The sequence below is a fragment of the Citrobacter sp. CK185 genome (assembly GCF_030333565.1).
Classification (GTDB): domain Bacteria; phylum Pseudomonadota; class Gammaproteobacteria; order Enterobacterales; family Enterobacteriaceae; genus Citrobacter_B; species Citrobacter_B koseri.
In genome coordinates, this window is record NZ_JAOWFR010000023.1 from 677,294 (window position 1) to 692,637 (window position 15,344).

Annotated in this window: 15 protein-coding genes; all 15 read left to right on the forward strand. The window is 51.6% G+C overall.

Features of this window, described 5'->3' with window-relative positions; all coding sequences use genetic code 11:
- Positions 1 to 19 precede the first annotated feature (19 nt).
- The 15 genes from OGV79_RS10865 (at position 20) to OGV79_RS10935 (ending at position 15,318) form a co-directional block, all read left to right on the forward strand.
- Complete coding sequence (locus OGV79_RS10865; RefSeq protein ID WP_233599478.1) at positions 20 to 403, forward strand: nuclear transport factor 2 family protein; 384 nt, start codon at positions 20 to 22, stop codon at positions 401 to 403.
- A gap of 773 nt (positions 404 to 1,176) precedes the next feature.
- Complete coding sequence (locus OGV79_RS10870) at positions 1,177 to 1,755, forward strand: fimbrial protein (RefSeq protein WP_286468312.1); 579 nt, start codon at positions 1,177 to 1,179, stop codon at positions 1,753 to 1,755.
- A gap of 181 nt (positions 1,756 to 1,936) precedes the next feature.
- Positions 1,937 to 2,635, forward strand: coding sequence for a fimbrial biogenesis chaperone (locus tag OGV79_RS10875; RefSeq protein ID WP_012133736.1), 699 nt, complete (start codon positions 1,937 to 1,939; stop codon positions 2,633 to 2,635).
- 31 nt (positions 2,636 to 2,666) lie between these two features.
- Positions 2,667 to 5,105, forward strand: coding sequence for a fimbria/pilus outer membrane usher protein (locus OGV79_RS10880; protein WP_286468313.1), 2,439 nt, complete (start codon positions 2,667 to 2,669; stop codon positions 5,103 to 5,105).
- Positions 5,106 to 5,120: 15 nt separating this feature from the next.
- Entirely contained in the window at positions 5,121 to 6,212 is a 1,092-nt protein-coding gene (locus OGV79_RS10885; protein ID WP_104869039.1) for a fimbrial protein, read from the forward strand.
- Positions 6,213 to 6,529: 317 nt separating this feature from the next.
- Positions 6,530 to 7,312, forward strand: a complete 783-nt coding sequence (locus OGV79_RS10890; protein WP_286468314.1) for a hypothetical protein — start codon at positions 6,530 to 6,532, stop codon at positions 7,310 to 7,312.
- Positions 7,313 to 7,364: 52 nt separating this feature from the next.
- On the forward strand, positions 7,365 to 8,030 hold the full coding sequence (locus tag OGV79_RS10895; protein ID WP_286468315.1) for an EAL domain-containing protein: 666 nt from the start codon (positions 7,365 to 7,367) through the stop codon (positions 8,028 to 8,030).
- 45 nt (positions 8,031 to 8,075) lie between these two features.
- The gene (locus OGV79_RS10900; protein WP_115609580.1) at positions 8,076 to 8,663 is read left to right on the forward strand and encodes a LuxR C-terminal-related transcriptional regulator; all 588 of its coding nucleotides are present in this window, start codon (positions 8,076 to 8,078) and stop codon (positions 8,661 to 8,663) included.
- 179 nt (positions 8,664 to 8,842) lie between these two features.
- Positions 8,843 to 9,724: a glycine betaine ABC transporter substrate-binding protein gene (locus tag OGV79_RS10905; protein WP_012133744.1), complete on the forward strand. Its 882-nt coding sequence runs from the start codon at positions 8,843 to 8,845 to the stop codon at positions 9,722 to 9,724.
- 9 nt (positions 9,725 to 9,733) lie between these two features.
- Positions 9,734 to 11,278: an HAL/PAL/TAL family ammonia-lyase gene (locus tag OGV79_RS10910; RefSeq protein WP_286468316.1), complete on the forward strand. Its 1,545-nt coding sequence runs from the start codon at positions 9,734 to 9,736 to the stop codon at positions 11,276 to 11,278.
- Complete coding sequence (locus tag OGV79_RS10915; RefSeq protein WP_110494632.1) at positions 11,278 to 11,901, forward strand: ABC transporter permease; 624 nt, start codon at positions 11,278 to 11,280, stop codon at positions 11,899 to 11,901. Before OGV79_RS10910 ends, OGV79_RS10915 begins: the two co-directional genes overlap by 1 nt.
- Positions 11,898 to 12,530, forward strand: coding sequence for an ABC transporter permease (locus OGV79_RS10920; protein ID WP_153258141.1), 633 nt, complete (start codon positions 11,898 to 11,900; stop codon positions 12,528 to 12,530). Before OGV79_RS10915 ends, OGV79_RS10920 begins: the two co-directional genes overlap by 4 nt.
- Positions 12,531 to 12,542: 12 nt before the next feature.
- On the forward strand, positions 12,543 to 13,514 hold the full coding sequence (locus OGV79_RS10925; RefSeq protein ID WP_286468317.1) for an ABC transporter ATP-binding protein: 972 nt from the start codon (positions 12,543 to 12,545) through the stop codon (positions 13,512 to 13,514).
- Entirely contained in the window at positions 13,511 to 14,515 is a 1,005-nt protein-coding gene (locus tag OGV79_RS10930) for an ornithine cyclodeaminase family protein (RefSeq protein WP_071260029.1), read from the forward strand. Before OGV79_RS10925 ends, OGV79_RS10930 begins: the two co-directional genes overlap by 4 nt.
- Positions 14,512 to 15,318: a phosphate/phosphite/phosphonate ABC transporter substrate-binding protein gene (locus tag OGV79_RS10935; protein ID WP_134769708.1), complete on the forward strand. Its 807-nt coding sequence runs from the start codon at positions 14,512 to 14,514 to the stop codon at positions 15,316 to 15,318. Before OGV79_RS10930 ends, OGV79_RS10935 begins: the two co-directional genes overlap by 4 nt.
- The last annotated feature ends 26 nt before the right edge of the window (positions 15,319 to 15,344 follow it).

A 15,344-nucleotide genomic window follows, 5' to 3' on the forward strand; every position in this document is an offset into this window, starting at 1 on the left:
GAAGAGAACATTGGAAAATATGATGCAACGCGTTGCTCAGGCGCTTGATGCCGTTATTTCCCGACCTGGGCACGATGAACACACTATCGAATCATTTTTCACGCCCGATTATCGCCAGACGGTAAATGGCATCGACCTTGATTACGATAACTTCGTCGCGCACATGGCAAAACTAAAACAGGTTACTCGTACCATGAAGGTGAACATTCTGGCCATCGCTCAGCAGGGCAATCACGTTCTGACCCATCACCTGGTGACCGTCATCAAAACGAACGGCGAACAGGCACAAACCGAAGTCTTTGCCTGTTTCACATTAGAAAATGGCCGTATTGCTGCCTGTCAGGAATTAACCCGGTTAATCAGCGGCGCCGAAGAAGATAAAATGCTGGGAAGTCTGCGGTGATCGGGAGCGAATTAAGGGACAGATAAAGACCGGAATGCAACGACAGAACGCAGCCCCGCCTATAAAAATACGGAGTTTGCGGTATATAACAGTCCCCATATGGCAAAGCCGTACACTCTGCTCCCCTGCCATTGCGCTATTTAGTTAGCGTCAGTGCGTACCTGCAAGAATAAGCAGCAATCCCCCTCTGCTCTCCTTTTTATTAAAACGCCATTTTATATTGCATGCCAGGGCGTTTTTATCCCTTTTGCTCATCCTCTTCACCCACTTTCATTTTAATAAATCTTATTAATTAAAATAATTCACCCCGAACAATGAAACAAAAACAAAACAAATAAAGAACATTTAACCACTTTTCTTTATAAATATAACATTGGCGAGCAAAATATTCTCTTTTTTTGTCGTTACCTGATTATGTAAATCAATATTACTGAATGTAAGCATCAGATTTTTTCCATTTTACCTTTCGTTTTATAAGAATTTTAAAATTTAAAGTTACATCTCAGTTACACGATCAGTGCCATATGCTGATAAACAAGAAAAAAAACCAAAACAGCAGACTAATACACTTAATTTAAGTAAATTCTTAAACTGATATTTTAAGATTGTGTTACATCAATTAGGATCATCACCTAACCTGATGGAAATAATGATGCAGGCTCCATTTTTCCGTTTTCAGGGATTTTACGGATGTAGACAGCAAGACCAGGACGGTTTTGTGACATGAAATGTTCGTCCCCAGGACGGGAGCAAACATACTGGAGTTAATATCAATGAAAAAGCTCGCTATCTCTTCTTTCGTTATCGCGTCATCCTTCGCAGCCTTTAATGTCAGCGCTGCAACCGAGGCTTCTGGCGGTACTATCACCTTTACCGGCCAGGTTACTGATACAACCTGTACAATTAACGGCGGAAACTCTGCTGACCTGACGATTCCATTAGATCCCATCGCCGTTAGCGATGCATCTACCGCAGGTCTGATCCAGAAAAACCGTAAACAATTTACTCTGGAATTTACCGGCTGTACTTCTGCTTCCCTGGGGCAGGACGATGGCGTGGGAAATAAAAATACCCTGAATCTGATCCTGAGTTCAGACAGTATTTCTAACGATGGTCTGTATCTGAACAACACACAGTTGAGAACCGACGGCACGAAGAAAAACGTGGGTATCGCACTCAGCACGCTGGCCAATAGCCAGACGCCGCTGAACCTGCATACTAACCTTGATACAAATGTTGAAGGTGATAGCGCCACTGTCGATCTGTATGCGAACTACTATAAAGTCGGTTCAGACGCTGCCGATACCGGTGCCGTTAACACCATGCTGACTTATACCGTCGCGTATTTATAAGCAACGGGTTAATTTACTCATATAAATAAAGAGCCTGATCCGTCATTATTGACTTATTGTATTAGCGAATTATTTTCACCTTCTGGTGAGGTATTCTTATACCTGCAATTCAGGAGGAAAGAGAGAAAATAAACGCGACCAAGTATATTGATTAGATTAGGCTCTCTTTTTTCAGGTTAATATGAAACGTTCTCTCATTTTTCTAACGCTTATTGCCTTCAGCTTTAGCAGTCTGGCGAATGTTATTATTAGCAATACCAGGGTTATCTATCCTGAAGAACAAAAAGAAACAACGGTTCAGCTGATTAACCGTGGCAACAGTCCGGCGTTAATTCAGGCCTGGATAGACGAAGGTAATCCAGACTCTACGCCAGAAACCGCTCAGGTTCCCTTTTTGCTGACGCCGCCAGTGGTGAAAGTTGAAGGCGGTAGCGGCCAGCAGCTGCGCATTCGCTATACCGGTTCAGCCAACGCGCTGCCTCAGGACAGGGAATCCGTTTATTACCTGAATGTGCTGGATATTCCGCCAAAACAGGAAAATCTTGATGGCAAAAACACGATGCAAATCGCCATTAAGTCGCGCATCAAATTATTTTATCGCCCGACCGAACTCACGATTCCGGCCAGCGATTTACATAAGTATTTATCGTTTACCGCGCAGGGTAATCAACTTGTCGCCACAAACCGGGCTCCTTATTTCGCATCGATTGCCACAATGAGTTCACGAGGTAAATCTCTTACTGGCGAACCTAAAATGATTGCGCCATTGTCAACACTGACAATACCCACGACAGGGGCGGTTTTATCGGGGCAGGCTTTGGATATTCTGTTAGTTGATGATTACGGTTCATATCAAAAATATTCATTCACCACAAAATAATATAATAATGTCCAAATGAATGGGGATGGCAATGGCTGGTAAAAAGAGTCAATACGCATGTTTATTGCCAATACTGGCGATGATGTCTATTTATAGTCGGGCGTATGCCGTGGCTTTCAATACTGACTTTTTAGCCGGTGACTCTAAAAATGCCGATATGTCGCGTTTTTATCGTGCCTCTGCGCTTCCTCCTGGTGAATACCCGTTTGATGTTTTTATTAACGAGGAGTGGAAAGGTCGCCTTCCCGTTTATATCACGGATGAAGGAACGTTTTTCCAGCATGAGAATATTGCCCAGCTTGGGCTTCTTCCCTCAATAGTCCCTGCCACAAATAGCGCCAGCGAGCGAGTGGATGTGAATACGTTACTGCACGGAGGCAGTATGAAAGTCAATGCGGCCGATATGTCGCTACGTCTGACCATTCCCCAGGCGTATATTCGCCAGACGCTGCGCGGTTATGTCGATCCCGTCTTTTGGGATGAAGGCATTCCGGCGCTGATGCTGGGATACAATGCCAACTATAACTACAACGAAGCCAAAGGCGGCGGACGCAATCAGGAAAACGCCTATTTCCAGTTAAACAGCGGGCTGAATGCGTTTGGCTGGCAATTTCGCGATAGCTCCAGCTATAACAAAAGCAAGGGCGTGGAAGGATCATGGACAAACAATACACGCTACGTTGAGCGCGGGATCGCTGCGCTTAAATCGATCATCCGCATGGGTGACAGCTATTCCAGCAACGATCTTTTTGACTCTTTGCGTTTTCGCGGCGTCAGCATGGGCACGGATATGCGCATGTTACCCGATTCTCAGCAGGGCTTTTCCCCGATTGTACGCGGCGTCGCACAGTCTAACGCGCTGGTTAAAATTAGTCAGAACGGGCAGGTTATTTATCAGAAAAACGTGTCGCCTGGCCCATTTGAAATTGCGGATATCCTTCCTACCGGCTCAGGCGGCGATCTGAATGTCGAAGTCATTGAAGCAGACGGGCGCACCAGCAGTTTCATCGTCCCCTTTTCTTCGGTGCCAAACATGCTGCAAGAAGGGATTGGGAAATATGGTCTGTTGCTGGGGGAAGCGCGCACGGAAGAAAGCCGCTATCGCCCCCAGTTTGCCCAGGGCAGCTATCAATACGGGATCAATAACCTGATCACCGGTTATACCGGGGTAATTTACAGCGAAGACTATAACGCGTTTCTTCTCGGGAGCGGCCTTAATCTCCCGTTTGGCGCGCTGTCTTTTGACGTCACACAGTCACAAACGCAAATTCCGGCAGATAAAAAAGTCCGCGGGCAAAGTTACAAAGTCGCCTTTAGCCGTTTCTTTAATGTCACCGGGACGAACTTTGCGCTGGCGGCGTATCGCTATTCCACGAAAAACTATTACAGCTTCAATGATGCAATCGCTTTGCATAACTGGCAAAAAGAGAACGCTGACAGCCCTAATGCCAGATATATGCGCCAGAAAAACACTTTTAATATCAACCTGAGCCAGTCTCTGGGTGAAGAACTGGGTTCCCTTTACTTATCAGGAACCTGGCGGGACTACTGGAATGGTCATGGCACAACAAAAGAGTATCAACTGGGGTATTCCAACCACGTTGGCGCCGTAAGTTATACCCTCTCAGCCAGCAGCATGCGTAATGATAATCAGCGCGAAGAGCGACGTTATTACCTCACATTCTCGGTGCCCCTGAGTCTCTTTGAACGGCCCGTCTTCCTCAACAGCAGCGTTACATTTAATCGTGACGGCTATTCCGACACGAACGTGGGGATCAGCGGAACCGCAGGCGAATTTAATCAGGCGACCTATAGCGTCAGCGGCAGCAACCGTCGCGGTGGGAATAACTCGGCCAGCAGCAGCCTGAGCTATCGCACTGCGTTTACCACCTTAAACGGCAGCTATAGCGAATCAAGAGACTATCGTCAGATCGGCGCGGGAGCCAGCGGTAGTCTGGTGGCTTATCGGGGCGGCCTGCTGACGTCCAGCCAGTTGGGCGATACCTTCGCAATTATCGACGCGCCAGGCGCTCAAGGGGCCACGCTGGGCGGCGACGGCACACGCACCACGAATACCGCCGGGAAAGCGTTGGTTCCTTACCTGTCCCCGTACCGTAAAAACCGAATCCAGTTAGATACCACCCATATGAAGGAAGGCGTTGAGCTGAAAGGCAATATCCAGGAAGTGGTGCCTTATGCGGGTTCCGTCACCTATGTGCGCTTCGATACCGACCAACGGCGGCAGTTCATGTTGCCAGCACGGACCGTTAACGGGCGCCCTCTCCCCTTCGGCACCGAAATTTTTGACGATGCTGGCGCCAGCGTCGGATATGTCGCCCAGGGAGGAATGTTGTACCTGAAAACGGAACAGCTCCCGTCACGTTTACATATCAAAACCAGCAGTGACGGCCGCCAAAGCTGTGTTATTAGCCAGCCGACCCACGATGGTCAGATAAATATTTGCCGCTAATGGCAGGAGCAGAGGATGAAAATCACTATGCGTACAATAACGTTAATTCTTGCCTGGCTACTGGGATCGATAAGCTATGGCGTACAGGCCTCCTGTAAAAGCGATTCCGGCGCGCAAAAAGAGAGCAATCTGGTGCTCAACCTGGATTCACTTTCCCTCAGCAGCGAAACCACAGGTTCGCAGAACCTGTCGCTGTCATCCGGTACGTTTAGCTGTAGTGGCGAATGGATTGGTTATGTTAACCGTGTTGCTATTATCTCTGAAATGGCCAACAGCACGGCCTATATCAATTATGGTAACTATGTATTGCAATTCACCATCGGCAATATTGTACCCACGAAAAAAGACTATAGTCGCTCTGGAGAAAGTCATATTCCCGGTACTTCGCTGAATAACGTGGTCTATACCTATAAGGCTAAGTTACTCAAAAGCGTACCGAGCGGCGCCAACCCGGCCTATGTCTATAACGTTGGCCCGGACGCAACCAGTATTACTCTTGCTCACGCTATATCCGTTGTTGATGCTTCAGGTATCGATTTCTGGTTTCCCGGCGTTAATTTAGCCGAATTCATTAAATGGATATTAGGCCTTATCGGTTCTGACGAAGAGAAACGCCTATTCTACCAGAATATCACGATCAATTATCGTCCTCATGTCAGCACCTGTAGCATCCCGGATACGACGGTCACGCTACCGGAAACCGATCTTACCAGCCTGATATCCGCAGGAAAGGAAGCGCAGTTTTATGAAAACTTCACTCTGCATGCCGAATGCAGCGACCTGTTAGAAGGCATGAGCACACGCACCATTCAGTTTTATCTCAGTAGCGCCAGCGTCGATACGGATAAATACACCCTGAAAAACACCCAGGGAACGGCAAGGAATATTGGGGTGCGAATTATGCGTGCCGATACCAGTAAAAAAATTGCCATCAGCCAGACAGAGCTTACCGCAGGTAATATTACCAGCGAGTATGAACTCTATAAGATTGCGCAGTGGGGAAGCAATTTTGATATTCCACTGAGAGCATATTATTACATCTATGGTGCCAAACCGACGGAAGGCAGAATACAAACCACGGCGAAAGTAAACATCATTTACCCATGATAAAAGGCGAGAAACAGAATAGTCATCTACTGAAATAATCAGAAGCCTCAACAAAAAAAGAAAGATATTTATACACAAAATCATTTGAGAGGCATCAAGGCGGCAAGTGAATGAGTCCCCAGGAGCGTACACGTAGTACGTGACCGGGGTGAATGAGCGCAGCCAACAAAGAGGCAGCCTGAAGGATGAAGTGTATATCAACGCCTTATCATGGTGTGTTTTAATAGCATCACTATTATTTTCTTATTTTATAAATAGTTACAGTTAAATTTTACATCTTGTCATTATTGTAAACGATATGCGGATCGAAAAATATAATGCGTACACTACAGAACGATCAATTTCTTTATCTCAGCAGTGAGGACTCCCCCTGTAATCCTTCCACTGCAAGATTTGATTTAGTCATGATAGAAAACTCTGTCAAGTCATTAAATAGCGTTACGCAGCCGCTCCATTCAACGTTAATTATTGATACCGATAACTATATGATTAATTTTCTTTGCAAACACCTGATCAACCCTTTGGTACTACACACCAGCCCGACATTCAGAGAAGCAAAATACAAAATAGAAAACCATATTATTGATAATATCGTCATGGAAGTTTTTACGCTGGAGGAGAGTGCGCTGGAGGCGCTTAATTTCATTTATGATATGCAGATAAACTATCCTGGCATTCGCTTAACGGTGTTTACTTTTACGCGTAACAGTTACCTGCTTCAGGTTTTGCGAAGTTTTCATTATATCAATATCGTTTCTAAGTATGAATCCATGTCTGAGCTTAATCATGCCGTTCATGCCTGCTGGCTGGATGAGGCTTTTTACAGCCAGTACATTAACGATCTCATGGCTGAAATAGAACAGCCGGATTCTTTTGACGACATTGAATGGACCGTGCTGACCGAACTGGCCCACAGCACGCCTACCCATGATATCGCAAAAATAATAAATAAACGCTATCACACGCTTTTTTACTACATCAAAAAGATCAATAAAAAGCTGCATCTAAGCACTAAAAATGAACACATAAAAATGCTGAAAGCGATAAATAGTAATCCACTAAAAAGTGCAAGCATATCTTATCGCGACCGATTTAATTAATCCCAGAAAAGCCTGATGCACCGTTTATAATTAAAAAGGATATGCCATTATTATGAAACTCATGTGCCGTATCGAACCTATCATTCATGTCCAGACCGGTAGACGGATTGGCGGTGAGGTGCTCTGCCAGCCGGAAGGGGCAGATCCAGAGCTATTTTTCCGCTCTGTTTCGCCAGAACTCCTGTCACATATTGTTCAGGAACAGATATGCACGGGAGTAGCAAATCAGCACGATCGCAATGGCATTTTATTTTTGAATATTACGATTCCATTGCTTATGGATCTGGTGTGGCTCAGATCGATTCTTGCCATGTTACCCGGCCCAAAGGTTATTGAAATTGATTGCCAGCAAAGCGAGTCTTATTTTCCGCGACTTGTGCCACATATTGATGCAATTCTGACCCTAATGCGCGCTTTTAATACTCAATTTTGGCTGGACGATCTCTATGTCAGGCATATTCCGTTAATTGCGCAACTCCCCTTTCGCTTTGATGGGATTAAGATTGATAAACATGAACTCTGGAGAATATCCGCTGAACAGGATACCCCAGCAATGACAACGCTGGTAAAGCAGGTGGAATATCTGACGGATCATGTTCTGGTGGAAGGCGTTGAAAATGAATACCAGCACCGCTTTATTTCGGAGAGCGACGTACATTATGTCCAGGGATTTCTCTGGCCCGTTGATGAGCGAGAATCATTCGTAATAACGATTTAAATATTAAGGAAACCAGCATATTTCAAATATAAAAAAGGGATTCAAATGAAGTCGAAAATAGTGATAGTGTCTGATGACGTCTATTATCTGACGGGTATATCGAAAGGGATGAAAGAGTCAGGTACGCGTGTTGAGAGCATTTTTTTAAGCGATGCTGCCGAGTTTGAACGTTTCACGCTAACCACCTCTTTTTCGCTATCAAAAGATACCGTTGTGTTGCTCTCCGTCAGAGAGCCGGGTTTACTCGACAGGTTAATAACCTTTTTCTTTAGTAAGGTTACGCTGTGCATATCACCGTCAGGCCTGCATTCCCGTCGCCATTTCTTTTGCCAGTACGGTGTATATTACTTCAATAAAAACAAAACATTATCAGAATTAAACGATATTCTGATAGCTATTTCAAATAGAAAAAATACGGAAAGTAACACCATCACTGACAAAGAGTTTTTTATTCTCAGCGAGTTAGTCCGCGCCGGGAATGTGAAACGAATGTACAGCGCAATAAACATCTCTGAAAAAACGGTCTCTTACTACAAGAGGTCGGCATTAAAAAAGATGGGATTACTGAGCAGCCAAAATTACTTATGTATCCACCCGGCGTTCTCCGCCGTTAAGACCATTCAACGGCACTGAGCCCCACCTGAAACTTGTCTGACGATGCTGGTACGAGGAGAAGTCAGCCAAATAGTAAACATTTAAAGTTTCGTTATAAGAAAGAACGAATCCCTATTTCATGCGCCGTCAATATGCTGCTAGCTTCGCTGGTTTGTATATACAAGTAAATTCATGCATTTCTTTGCGGGGAAACGGGGATGAGCATAAAAAACAAACTGGCAGCCTCCTGGCTGGCGCTGGGGTTGTTCGCAGCGCAGGCGCAGGCAGCGGATTTCGTTGTGGGCAGCAAAAACTTTACCGAACAATATATTCTGGCGGAAATCTATGCCCAGGCACTGGAGCAATCCGGTCTTTCCGTTGAACGCAAAACAAACCTGGGCGGGACGTTAATCGCCCACGCCGCGCTGCTGAAAGGCGAAATTGATATGTACCCGGAATATACCGGTACGGCGCTCAGCGCAGTGGTCAAAGGAAAGCCTTCCTCCGATGCCGCACAGGTGTTTAAGCAGGTCAGCGACGCCTACCAGCAGCAATATCATCTCACCTGGCTGCAACCAGCCCGCGTGAACAACGGCTACGCACTGCTGGTGAGCAAACAAACCGCAGAGAAATACCACCTGAAAACGCTCTCCGATCTCGCCAAAGCCGCGCCGGAACTGACCATCGGTGCAGGTGCGGAGTTTGGCGACCGTCAGGACGGCCTGAAAGGGCTGGAGCAGACCTACGGCATTAAATTTAAAGCTTTCCGCCAGTTTGCCAAAGTCGGCCTGCGCTACGACGCCCTTGCTGCCGGGCAAATAGACGTCGCAAACGGCTTCGCAACCGACTGGCAAATCGCGGAAAACCAGTATGTCGCACTGGAAGACGACAAACACCTCTTCCCTCCCTACGAAGTTGCGCCGGTCGTGCGCGATACAGCACTACAGGCACATCCCCAGGTTCGCGACATTTTAAATAACATCAGCCAGTTGCTTGATAACGCCACGATGCAAAAACTGAATGCGGAAGTGGAAAAGAATAAAGAAGAACCGCGCGATGTGGCGGAGGACTTTTTGCGCGCAAAAGGCGTAATTAAATAGGGTACAACCGTGACAACGACACTTTTTCTGGGCGACGCGCCGCTCACGCTTGATGACGTGCGAGCTGTCGCTGACTGCGGCCAGACTGTCGCGCTGGGGGCGCAGGCGCAGCAGGCCATCAGCGCGTCCTTTGATTTTCTGCTGCACAGCATCAGCGCCGGAAAGCATATCTATGGCGTCACCACCGGGCTTGGCGCTAATGTCGATACGACGCTGCTGCACACGCAAAATGACCGTCACGATGAGGATCTGCTACAGGCGATTCAGCGACGAATCCCGCTAGCGCGGGCGGTCGGCGTCGGCCAGCAGGCAACGCCCGCACAGGTTCGCGCGATCATGCTGGCGCGTCTTGCGGGTTTCGTGCAGGGCGCATCGGGTATTTCTCTGCCCGTGGCGCAGACGCTGTTGGCCTTTATCAACGAAGGCATCCATCCGCGCGTTCCGCTTATCGGATCTATCGGCGAAGCGGATCTCGCGCCGCTGGCGCATATCGGATGCGCGCTCATCGGCGATGGCGAAGCGGAATATCAGGGTACGGTGGCGCCGGTCTCCGCACTGTTGAACCAGACGGGTCTGACGCCTGCGCCGCTGCGTGGAAAAGACGGGCTGGCGCTAGTGTCGTCTAACGCCGCCAGCGTCGGCCTCGCCGCGCTGCTGCTGCACGACGCCGCCCGGCTTATGAACGCCCACGCGGGCGCTATCGCGCTCTCGTTTGAAGCGTTTCGCGCTAATATCTCGCCGCTGACGCCCTGGGCGGCGCGGATGCGCCCCGCACCGCAACAGGCCAGGACCGCCGCGTATCTGCTGGCACTGCTGGAAGGCAGCCCGCTACTCCAGCCCGGCTGCGCGCGTTCGTTGCAGGACCCGCTCAGCTTCCGCTGCGTCGCGCCGGTGCTGGCCTGTGTTTGCCATGCCTGGCTGAATGCCCGCGCGGCGGTGGAACTGGAACTCAACAGCGCCGACGACAATCCCGGCCTGCTGGCTGAGTCTGAACAGGTTCTGGCAAATGCCAATTTTGATGCCACGCATCTGGCGCTGGCGCTGGAAAGCCTCGGGCTGGCTCTCGCCCGCCATGCCGCATGCAGCGGCGAACGCATCATGAAACTGATGTCACCCGCCGCCAGCGGCCTGCCGCGTTTTCTCACCCGCCACGCCGGGCAGACGGGCTTCGCCACGCTGCAAAAAACGGTTTCCGCGCTGGTCAGCGATATCGCCCATCATGCCCAGCCGCTCTCCCCGCTGACGATGCCGGTAGCCGATCGGATTGAAGATTACGCTTCGCAGGCAATGGGGGTGGTCGCCAAAACCACACGACTACTGGAAAGCCTGCGCTATCTGGTGGCCATTGAACTGCTGGTCGCCGCGCAGGCGCTGGATCTTCAGGCGTCGCCACGGCCAGGACGCTATGCAACGGCATTACACGACAAGATTCGTGCTCGGGTGGCGCCGCTGGATGAAGATCGCGCCAGCGCTGGCGATATTTCCGTTCTGGCCGACGCGATAATGCAGCCGGAATGGCTTGCAGGCCAGGCCGTATTGCTGGAGACCTCCTGATGCGCTGGGCGACGCGACACTATGACGACATTCTGCTGGCGCTCTGGCAGCATCTGGTACTGGTCGGCACCGCAATGCTGATGGCGTTCGCTATTTCACTGTTTCTCGGCATTACCACCGCCCGCCGCCCGCGACTGTATGCGCTGGTGATGGCGGTCACCGGCATGATTTTTTCCATTCCAGGGCTGGCGCTATTCGCACTGCTCATCCCGTGGCTCGGCATCGGAATGCTCCCGGCGATTGTCGGGCTGACAGCCTATGCGCTGATGATCCTGACCCGCAATATTGCCACCGGTTTTCATGCCATTCCGCTGGACGTCCGCGAAGCGGCGCGCGGAATGGGATATGGCGCCTGGCGCAATCTGCGCGAAGTGGAACTGCCGCTGGCGCTACCGTTCATCATCACCGGACTGCGCATTGCCACCACCACGCTTATCGGCATCGCTACGGTCGCGGCATATATCAACGCCGGTGGACTTGGCGCAATTATTCTCGCCGGGCTGGATCAGCGCTATCCAGAGAAAATATTTATCGGCGGCGGCCTGACGTCGCTGCTGGCGATCGGCGCGGATCTGTTTTTTGTCCGGCTACAGCGGCGCGTTTTACAGGGGAGAGACCAATGATAACCCAGGCATGCCTATGGGTGCTGGATAACCAGCCGCTGTTCTGGCAGGCAGTGTGGCAGCATCTGATGATGTGCGGGCTGGCGCTCAGCATCGCCCTGATTATTGCTATCCCGACGGGTGTGCTGATCGCGAACATCCCTCGCCTCGCTTTTATCATCACCAGCGGCGCCAGCACGCTGCGGACGATCCCAAGTCTGGCGATCCTTGCGGCGGTCATGCCGTTTCTCGGTATTGGCCTGCTGCCTTCAGTCGTCGCGCTGGTGGTGCTGGCCGTGCCGCCGATTTTGCTCAACACCTGCACCAGCATTCAGTCCGTGAACCCGGATACGCTTTCAGCGGCGCACGGCATGGGGCTGACGCCCTGGCAGGTCACAGGCAAAATCGTACTGCCTCTGGCGGCTCCCGGCATTCTCGCCGGCTGCCGTACCGCCGCCGTACAGGTTGTCGGCGGCGCGGCTCTGGCGTCATTTATCGGTGGTGGCGGTCTGGGGGATTTTGTCACCACCGGCATTGCCATCATGGACATGTCGCGCCTGCTGGTCGGCGCGGTGCCGATTATTCTGCTCGCTGTGGCTATCGAAGCGCTTTTCGCCCTGCTTGAGCGCCTGTTTTCTCAGCCGACGTAAAGGGCTAATACAATGATTACACTGGAAAATATTAGCAAAATTTATCCTGGCTCGCCGCGTAAAGCGCTTGACGATCTCTCCATGACGTTTGAAGAGGGAACCACCACGGCCCTGATTGGCCCTTCCGGCTGCGGTAAAACCACCACCATGCGCTTAATCAACCGGCTGGAACAACCCACTTCCGGGCGTGTCCGGGTAAACGGGCGCGACGTCGCAACGGAAGATCCGGTGATGCTGCGTCGGCATATCGGCTACGTTATTCAGAACGTCGGACTGTTCCCGCATATGACCGTCGCGGACAACATCGCCACGGTGCCGCGCCTGCTGGGCTGGAGCGCCTCGCGTATTCAGGCGCGAGTGGAAACATTACTGGAACTGGTCGGGCTGGATGCCCGGCAATACGCCAGCCGATTTCCTGCCGCGCTTTCCGGTGGTCAGCGGCAACGAGTCGGCGTTGCCCGCGCACTGGCGGCGGACCCGCCGGTCATGCTGATGGATGAACCGTTCGGCGCCATCGATCCGCTGGTTCGCGGGCGATTACAGACCGAGTTTAAGCAGATTCTGCAACGCGTGAAAAAGACGGTGATTATCGTCACTCACGATCTTGATGAGGCCATCAAAATGGGCGATCGCATCGCCATTATGCGCGAAGGACGCCTGTGCCAGTATGCCCCGCCCGCTGAAGTGCTCTCGGCCCCGGCAGATGAGTTCGTCGCGGCTTTTGTCGGCAGCGATGCGGCGCTGAAACTTCTTGCTATTACCCCGGTCGCCCAGGCGATGGAAACGTCTCTGAACGCTGACCATCCACAACGGCTTGACGTCAACGCTACTCTGAAAGACGCGCTGGCGCTGATGCTTTCCCAGCGCGCCGACAGCATCACCGTCACCAAATGCGGCGCGCCCGTTGGCGTATTAACTCGCCAGCGGCTTTTCACCCACGTACGACCCGATGCGAACCATGCTACCAGTGAGAGAAATTTATGACTCAACCCATCCATTTAACCTGGCTAAACGGCCCCGACGTTGACCAACTGAAGCTCACGGATACGGAAATCCTCACGGCGGTGGAGGACGGGCTGCGGGCACAGGGAGAGAAAAAAACAGTCATTGAACCGCGCATGCATTTAATTCCCGATAAAGCGTTTAACGGCCACTTTAACGTGCTGCGCGGTTATATCGAACCGCTGGGACTCGCCGGGGTAAAAATCGTCGGCGATTACGTCAATAACTATACGCTCGGGCTGCCCTCGGAAATGGCGCTACTGAACCTGTTCGATCCGCGCACCGGGATGCCGGTCGCCATTCTGGACGCATCGGCAATCACAGATATGCGCACCGGCGCGCTTACCGCGCTGGGCGCACGCCACCTTGCCCGCCGCAACAGTAAAGTGCTGGGACATATCGGCGCGCGGGGAACCGCCTGGTGGAACGTTCGTCTGCTCAACAGCATTTATGATTTTGATGAAATCCGCATTCATTCTCGTCGCCCGGAAAGCCGTACCGCATTTGCCCGCCGTCTGGAGCAGGATCTCGGCAAAAAAATCATCGTTACCGATGACTGGGAAAGCTGCGTGCGCGGCGCGGATATTGTGGTCGAAGCCTCGCGTCTTAATGCGCCGACGCCGCTGTTAAAAACAGAATGGATAAAGCCCGGCACCTTTGTTGTGCCCTACGGCACCATGAGCGCCGTGGAGCTGTCGCTCACCGACATGATGGACAAGCTGGTGGTGGACGACTGGGGGCAGTGCAAAGGCGGCATGTTTGGTTCACTGCGAGCCCACGTAGAAGCGGGAAAATTAAGTGAGCATACCCTGCATGCCGAGCTGGGCGACATTGTCGCGGGCACGAAGCCAGGCCGTGAAAATGATGATGAAACCATCCTCTTCTGGCACCGGGGGCTGTCGCTAAGCGATATCGCACTGGGGCATACGATGCTGAAGAAAGCGCGTGCGCTGGGTATTGGTCAGGAGCTACGTTACCGATGATTGTTAACGCAAGAATGTACTCGGTAACTCCGGCAGCGGCGGAGGGGTGGAAAAGACTCCTGTCCGAAGCCGTGCGCCGCGCCGGGCTGACGGCAGAGATTGTTGACTACCCGGCCCCGGCCAGGCTGGAGGGGCTATGGGCTCGTTCCGATCTGCTGGCGGTATTCATGTGCGGCTGGCCCTTCGCGCAGCGGCGCTTTCCGGTACGCCCGGTGGCCGCGCCGGTTACGGAAGAGGCCGCCAGGGAAGGGATTCCAGGGCACTACCGCACCCTATTTATGGTGCCGACATCGTCTACCGCCAGATGTCTGGAAGAGACATTCGACGGGCGGCTGGCGTATACCAACCCGGAGTCGCACTCCGGCTATAACGCGGTACGCTATCATCTGTCGGCATACATTAACGAGACGCGAAAGACGCTCTATCGCACGCTTGTCGGGCCGCTAATCACCCCGCGACGCGTGGTGGAAGCGCTGGCGGCGGGCGAAGCGGATGTCGGCCCGTTGGACAGCTATGCCTGGTCGCTTTTGTGCCGGTATGAGCCGGAATTAACGCGCCATGTGCGCATACTGACGCGCAGCGTTCCCGCACCGATGCCTTTACTGGTGGCAAGCGATACCGTTAATCCACAGGCCATTACGGCACTGCAAACGGCGCTGCTGACGCTGAATACAGAGCGCGACGCCACGCTATTACGGCCTCTGGGGCTGCGGGGATTTATCACCCCGTCAGCAGACGCCTGGCAAGTCGTCTGCGACCGGGAAGAAATTGCGTTCTCCAGAGGCTATGCAACGCTGCGCTGAAAACGGCATTTCATTATGTCGCCCCT

Excerpts from the sequence above, each read along its gene's own strand:
- OGV79_RS10865 (WP_233599478.1), top strand. The coding sequence starts at position 20 with ATGATGCAACGCGTTGCTCAGGCGCTTGATGCCGTTATTTCCCGACCT.
- OGV79_RS10870 (WP_286468312.1), top strand. The coding sequence starts at position 1,177 with ATGAAAAAGCTCGCTATCTCTTCTTTCGTTATCGCGTCATCCTTCGCA.
- OGV79_RS10875 (WP_012133736.1), top strand. The coding sequence starts at position 1,937 with ATGAAACGTTCTCTCATTTTTCTAACGCTTATTGCCTTCAGCTTTAGC.
- OGV79_RS10880 (WP_286468313.1), top strand. The coding sequence starts at position 2,667 with ATGGCTGGTAAAAAGAGTCAATACGCATGTTTATTGCCAATACTGGCG.
- OGV79_RS10885 (WP_104869039.1), top strand. The coding sequence starts at position 5,121 with ATGAAAATCACTATGCGTACAATAACGTTAATTCTTGCCTGGCTACTG.
- OGV79_RS10890 (WP_286468314.1), top strand. The coding sequence starts at position 6,530 with ATGCGTACACTACAGAACGATCAATTTCTTTATCTCAGCAGTGAGGAC.
- OGV79_RS10895 (WP_286468315.1), top strand. The coding sequence starts at position 7,365 with ATGAAACTCATGTGCCGTATCGAACCTATCATTCATGTCCAGACCGGT.
- OGV79_RS10900 (WP_115609580.1), top strand. The coding sequence starts at position 8,076 with ATGAAGTCGAAAATAGTGATAGTGTCTGATGACGTCTATTATCTGACG.
- OGV79_RS10905 (WP_012133744.1), top strand. The coding sequence starts at position 8,843 with ATGAGCATAAAAAACAAACTGGCAGCCTCCTGGCTGGCGCTGGGGTTG.
- OGV79_RS10915 (WP_110494632.1), top strand. The coding sequence starts at position 11,278 with ATGCGCTGGGCGACGCGACACTATGACGACATTCTGCTGGCGCTCTGG.
- OGV79_RS10920 (WP_153258141.1), top strand. The coding sequence starts at position 11,898 with ATGATAACCCAGGCATGCCTATGGGTGCTGGATAACCAGCCGCTGTTC.
- OGV79_RS10925 (WP_286468317.1), top strand. The coding sequence starts at position 12,543 with ATGATTACACTGGAAAATATTAGCAAAATTTATCCTGGCTCGCCGCGT.
- OGV79_RS10930 (WP_071260029.1), top strand. The coding sequence starts at position 13,511 with ATGACTCAACCCATCCATTTAACCTGGCTAAACGGCCCCGACGTTGAC.
- OGV79_RS10935 (WP_134769708.1), top strand. The coding sequence starts at position 14,512 with ATGATTGTTAACGCAAGAATGTACTCGGTAACTCCGGCAGCGGCGGAG.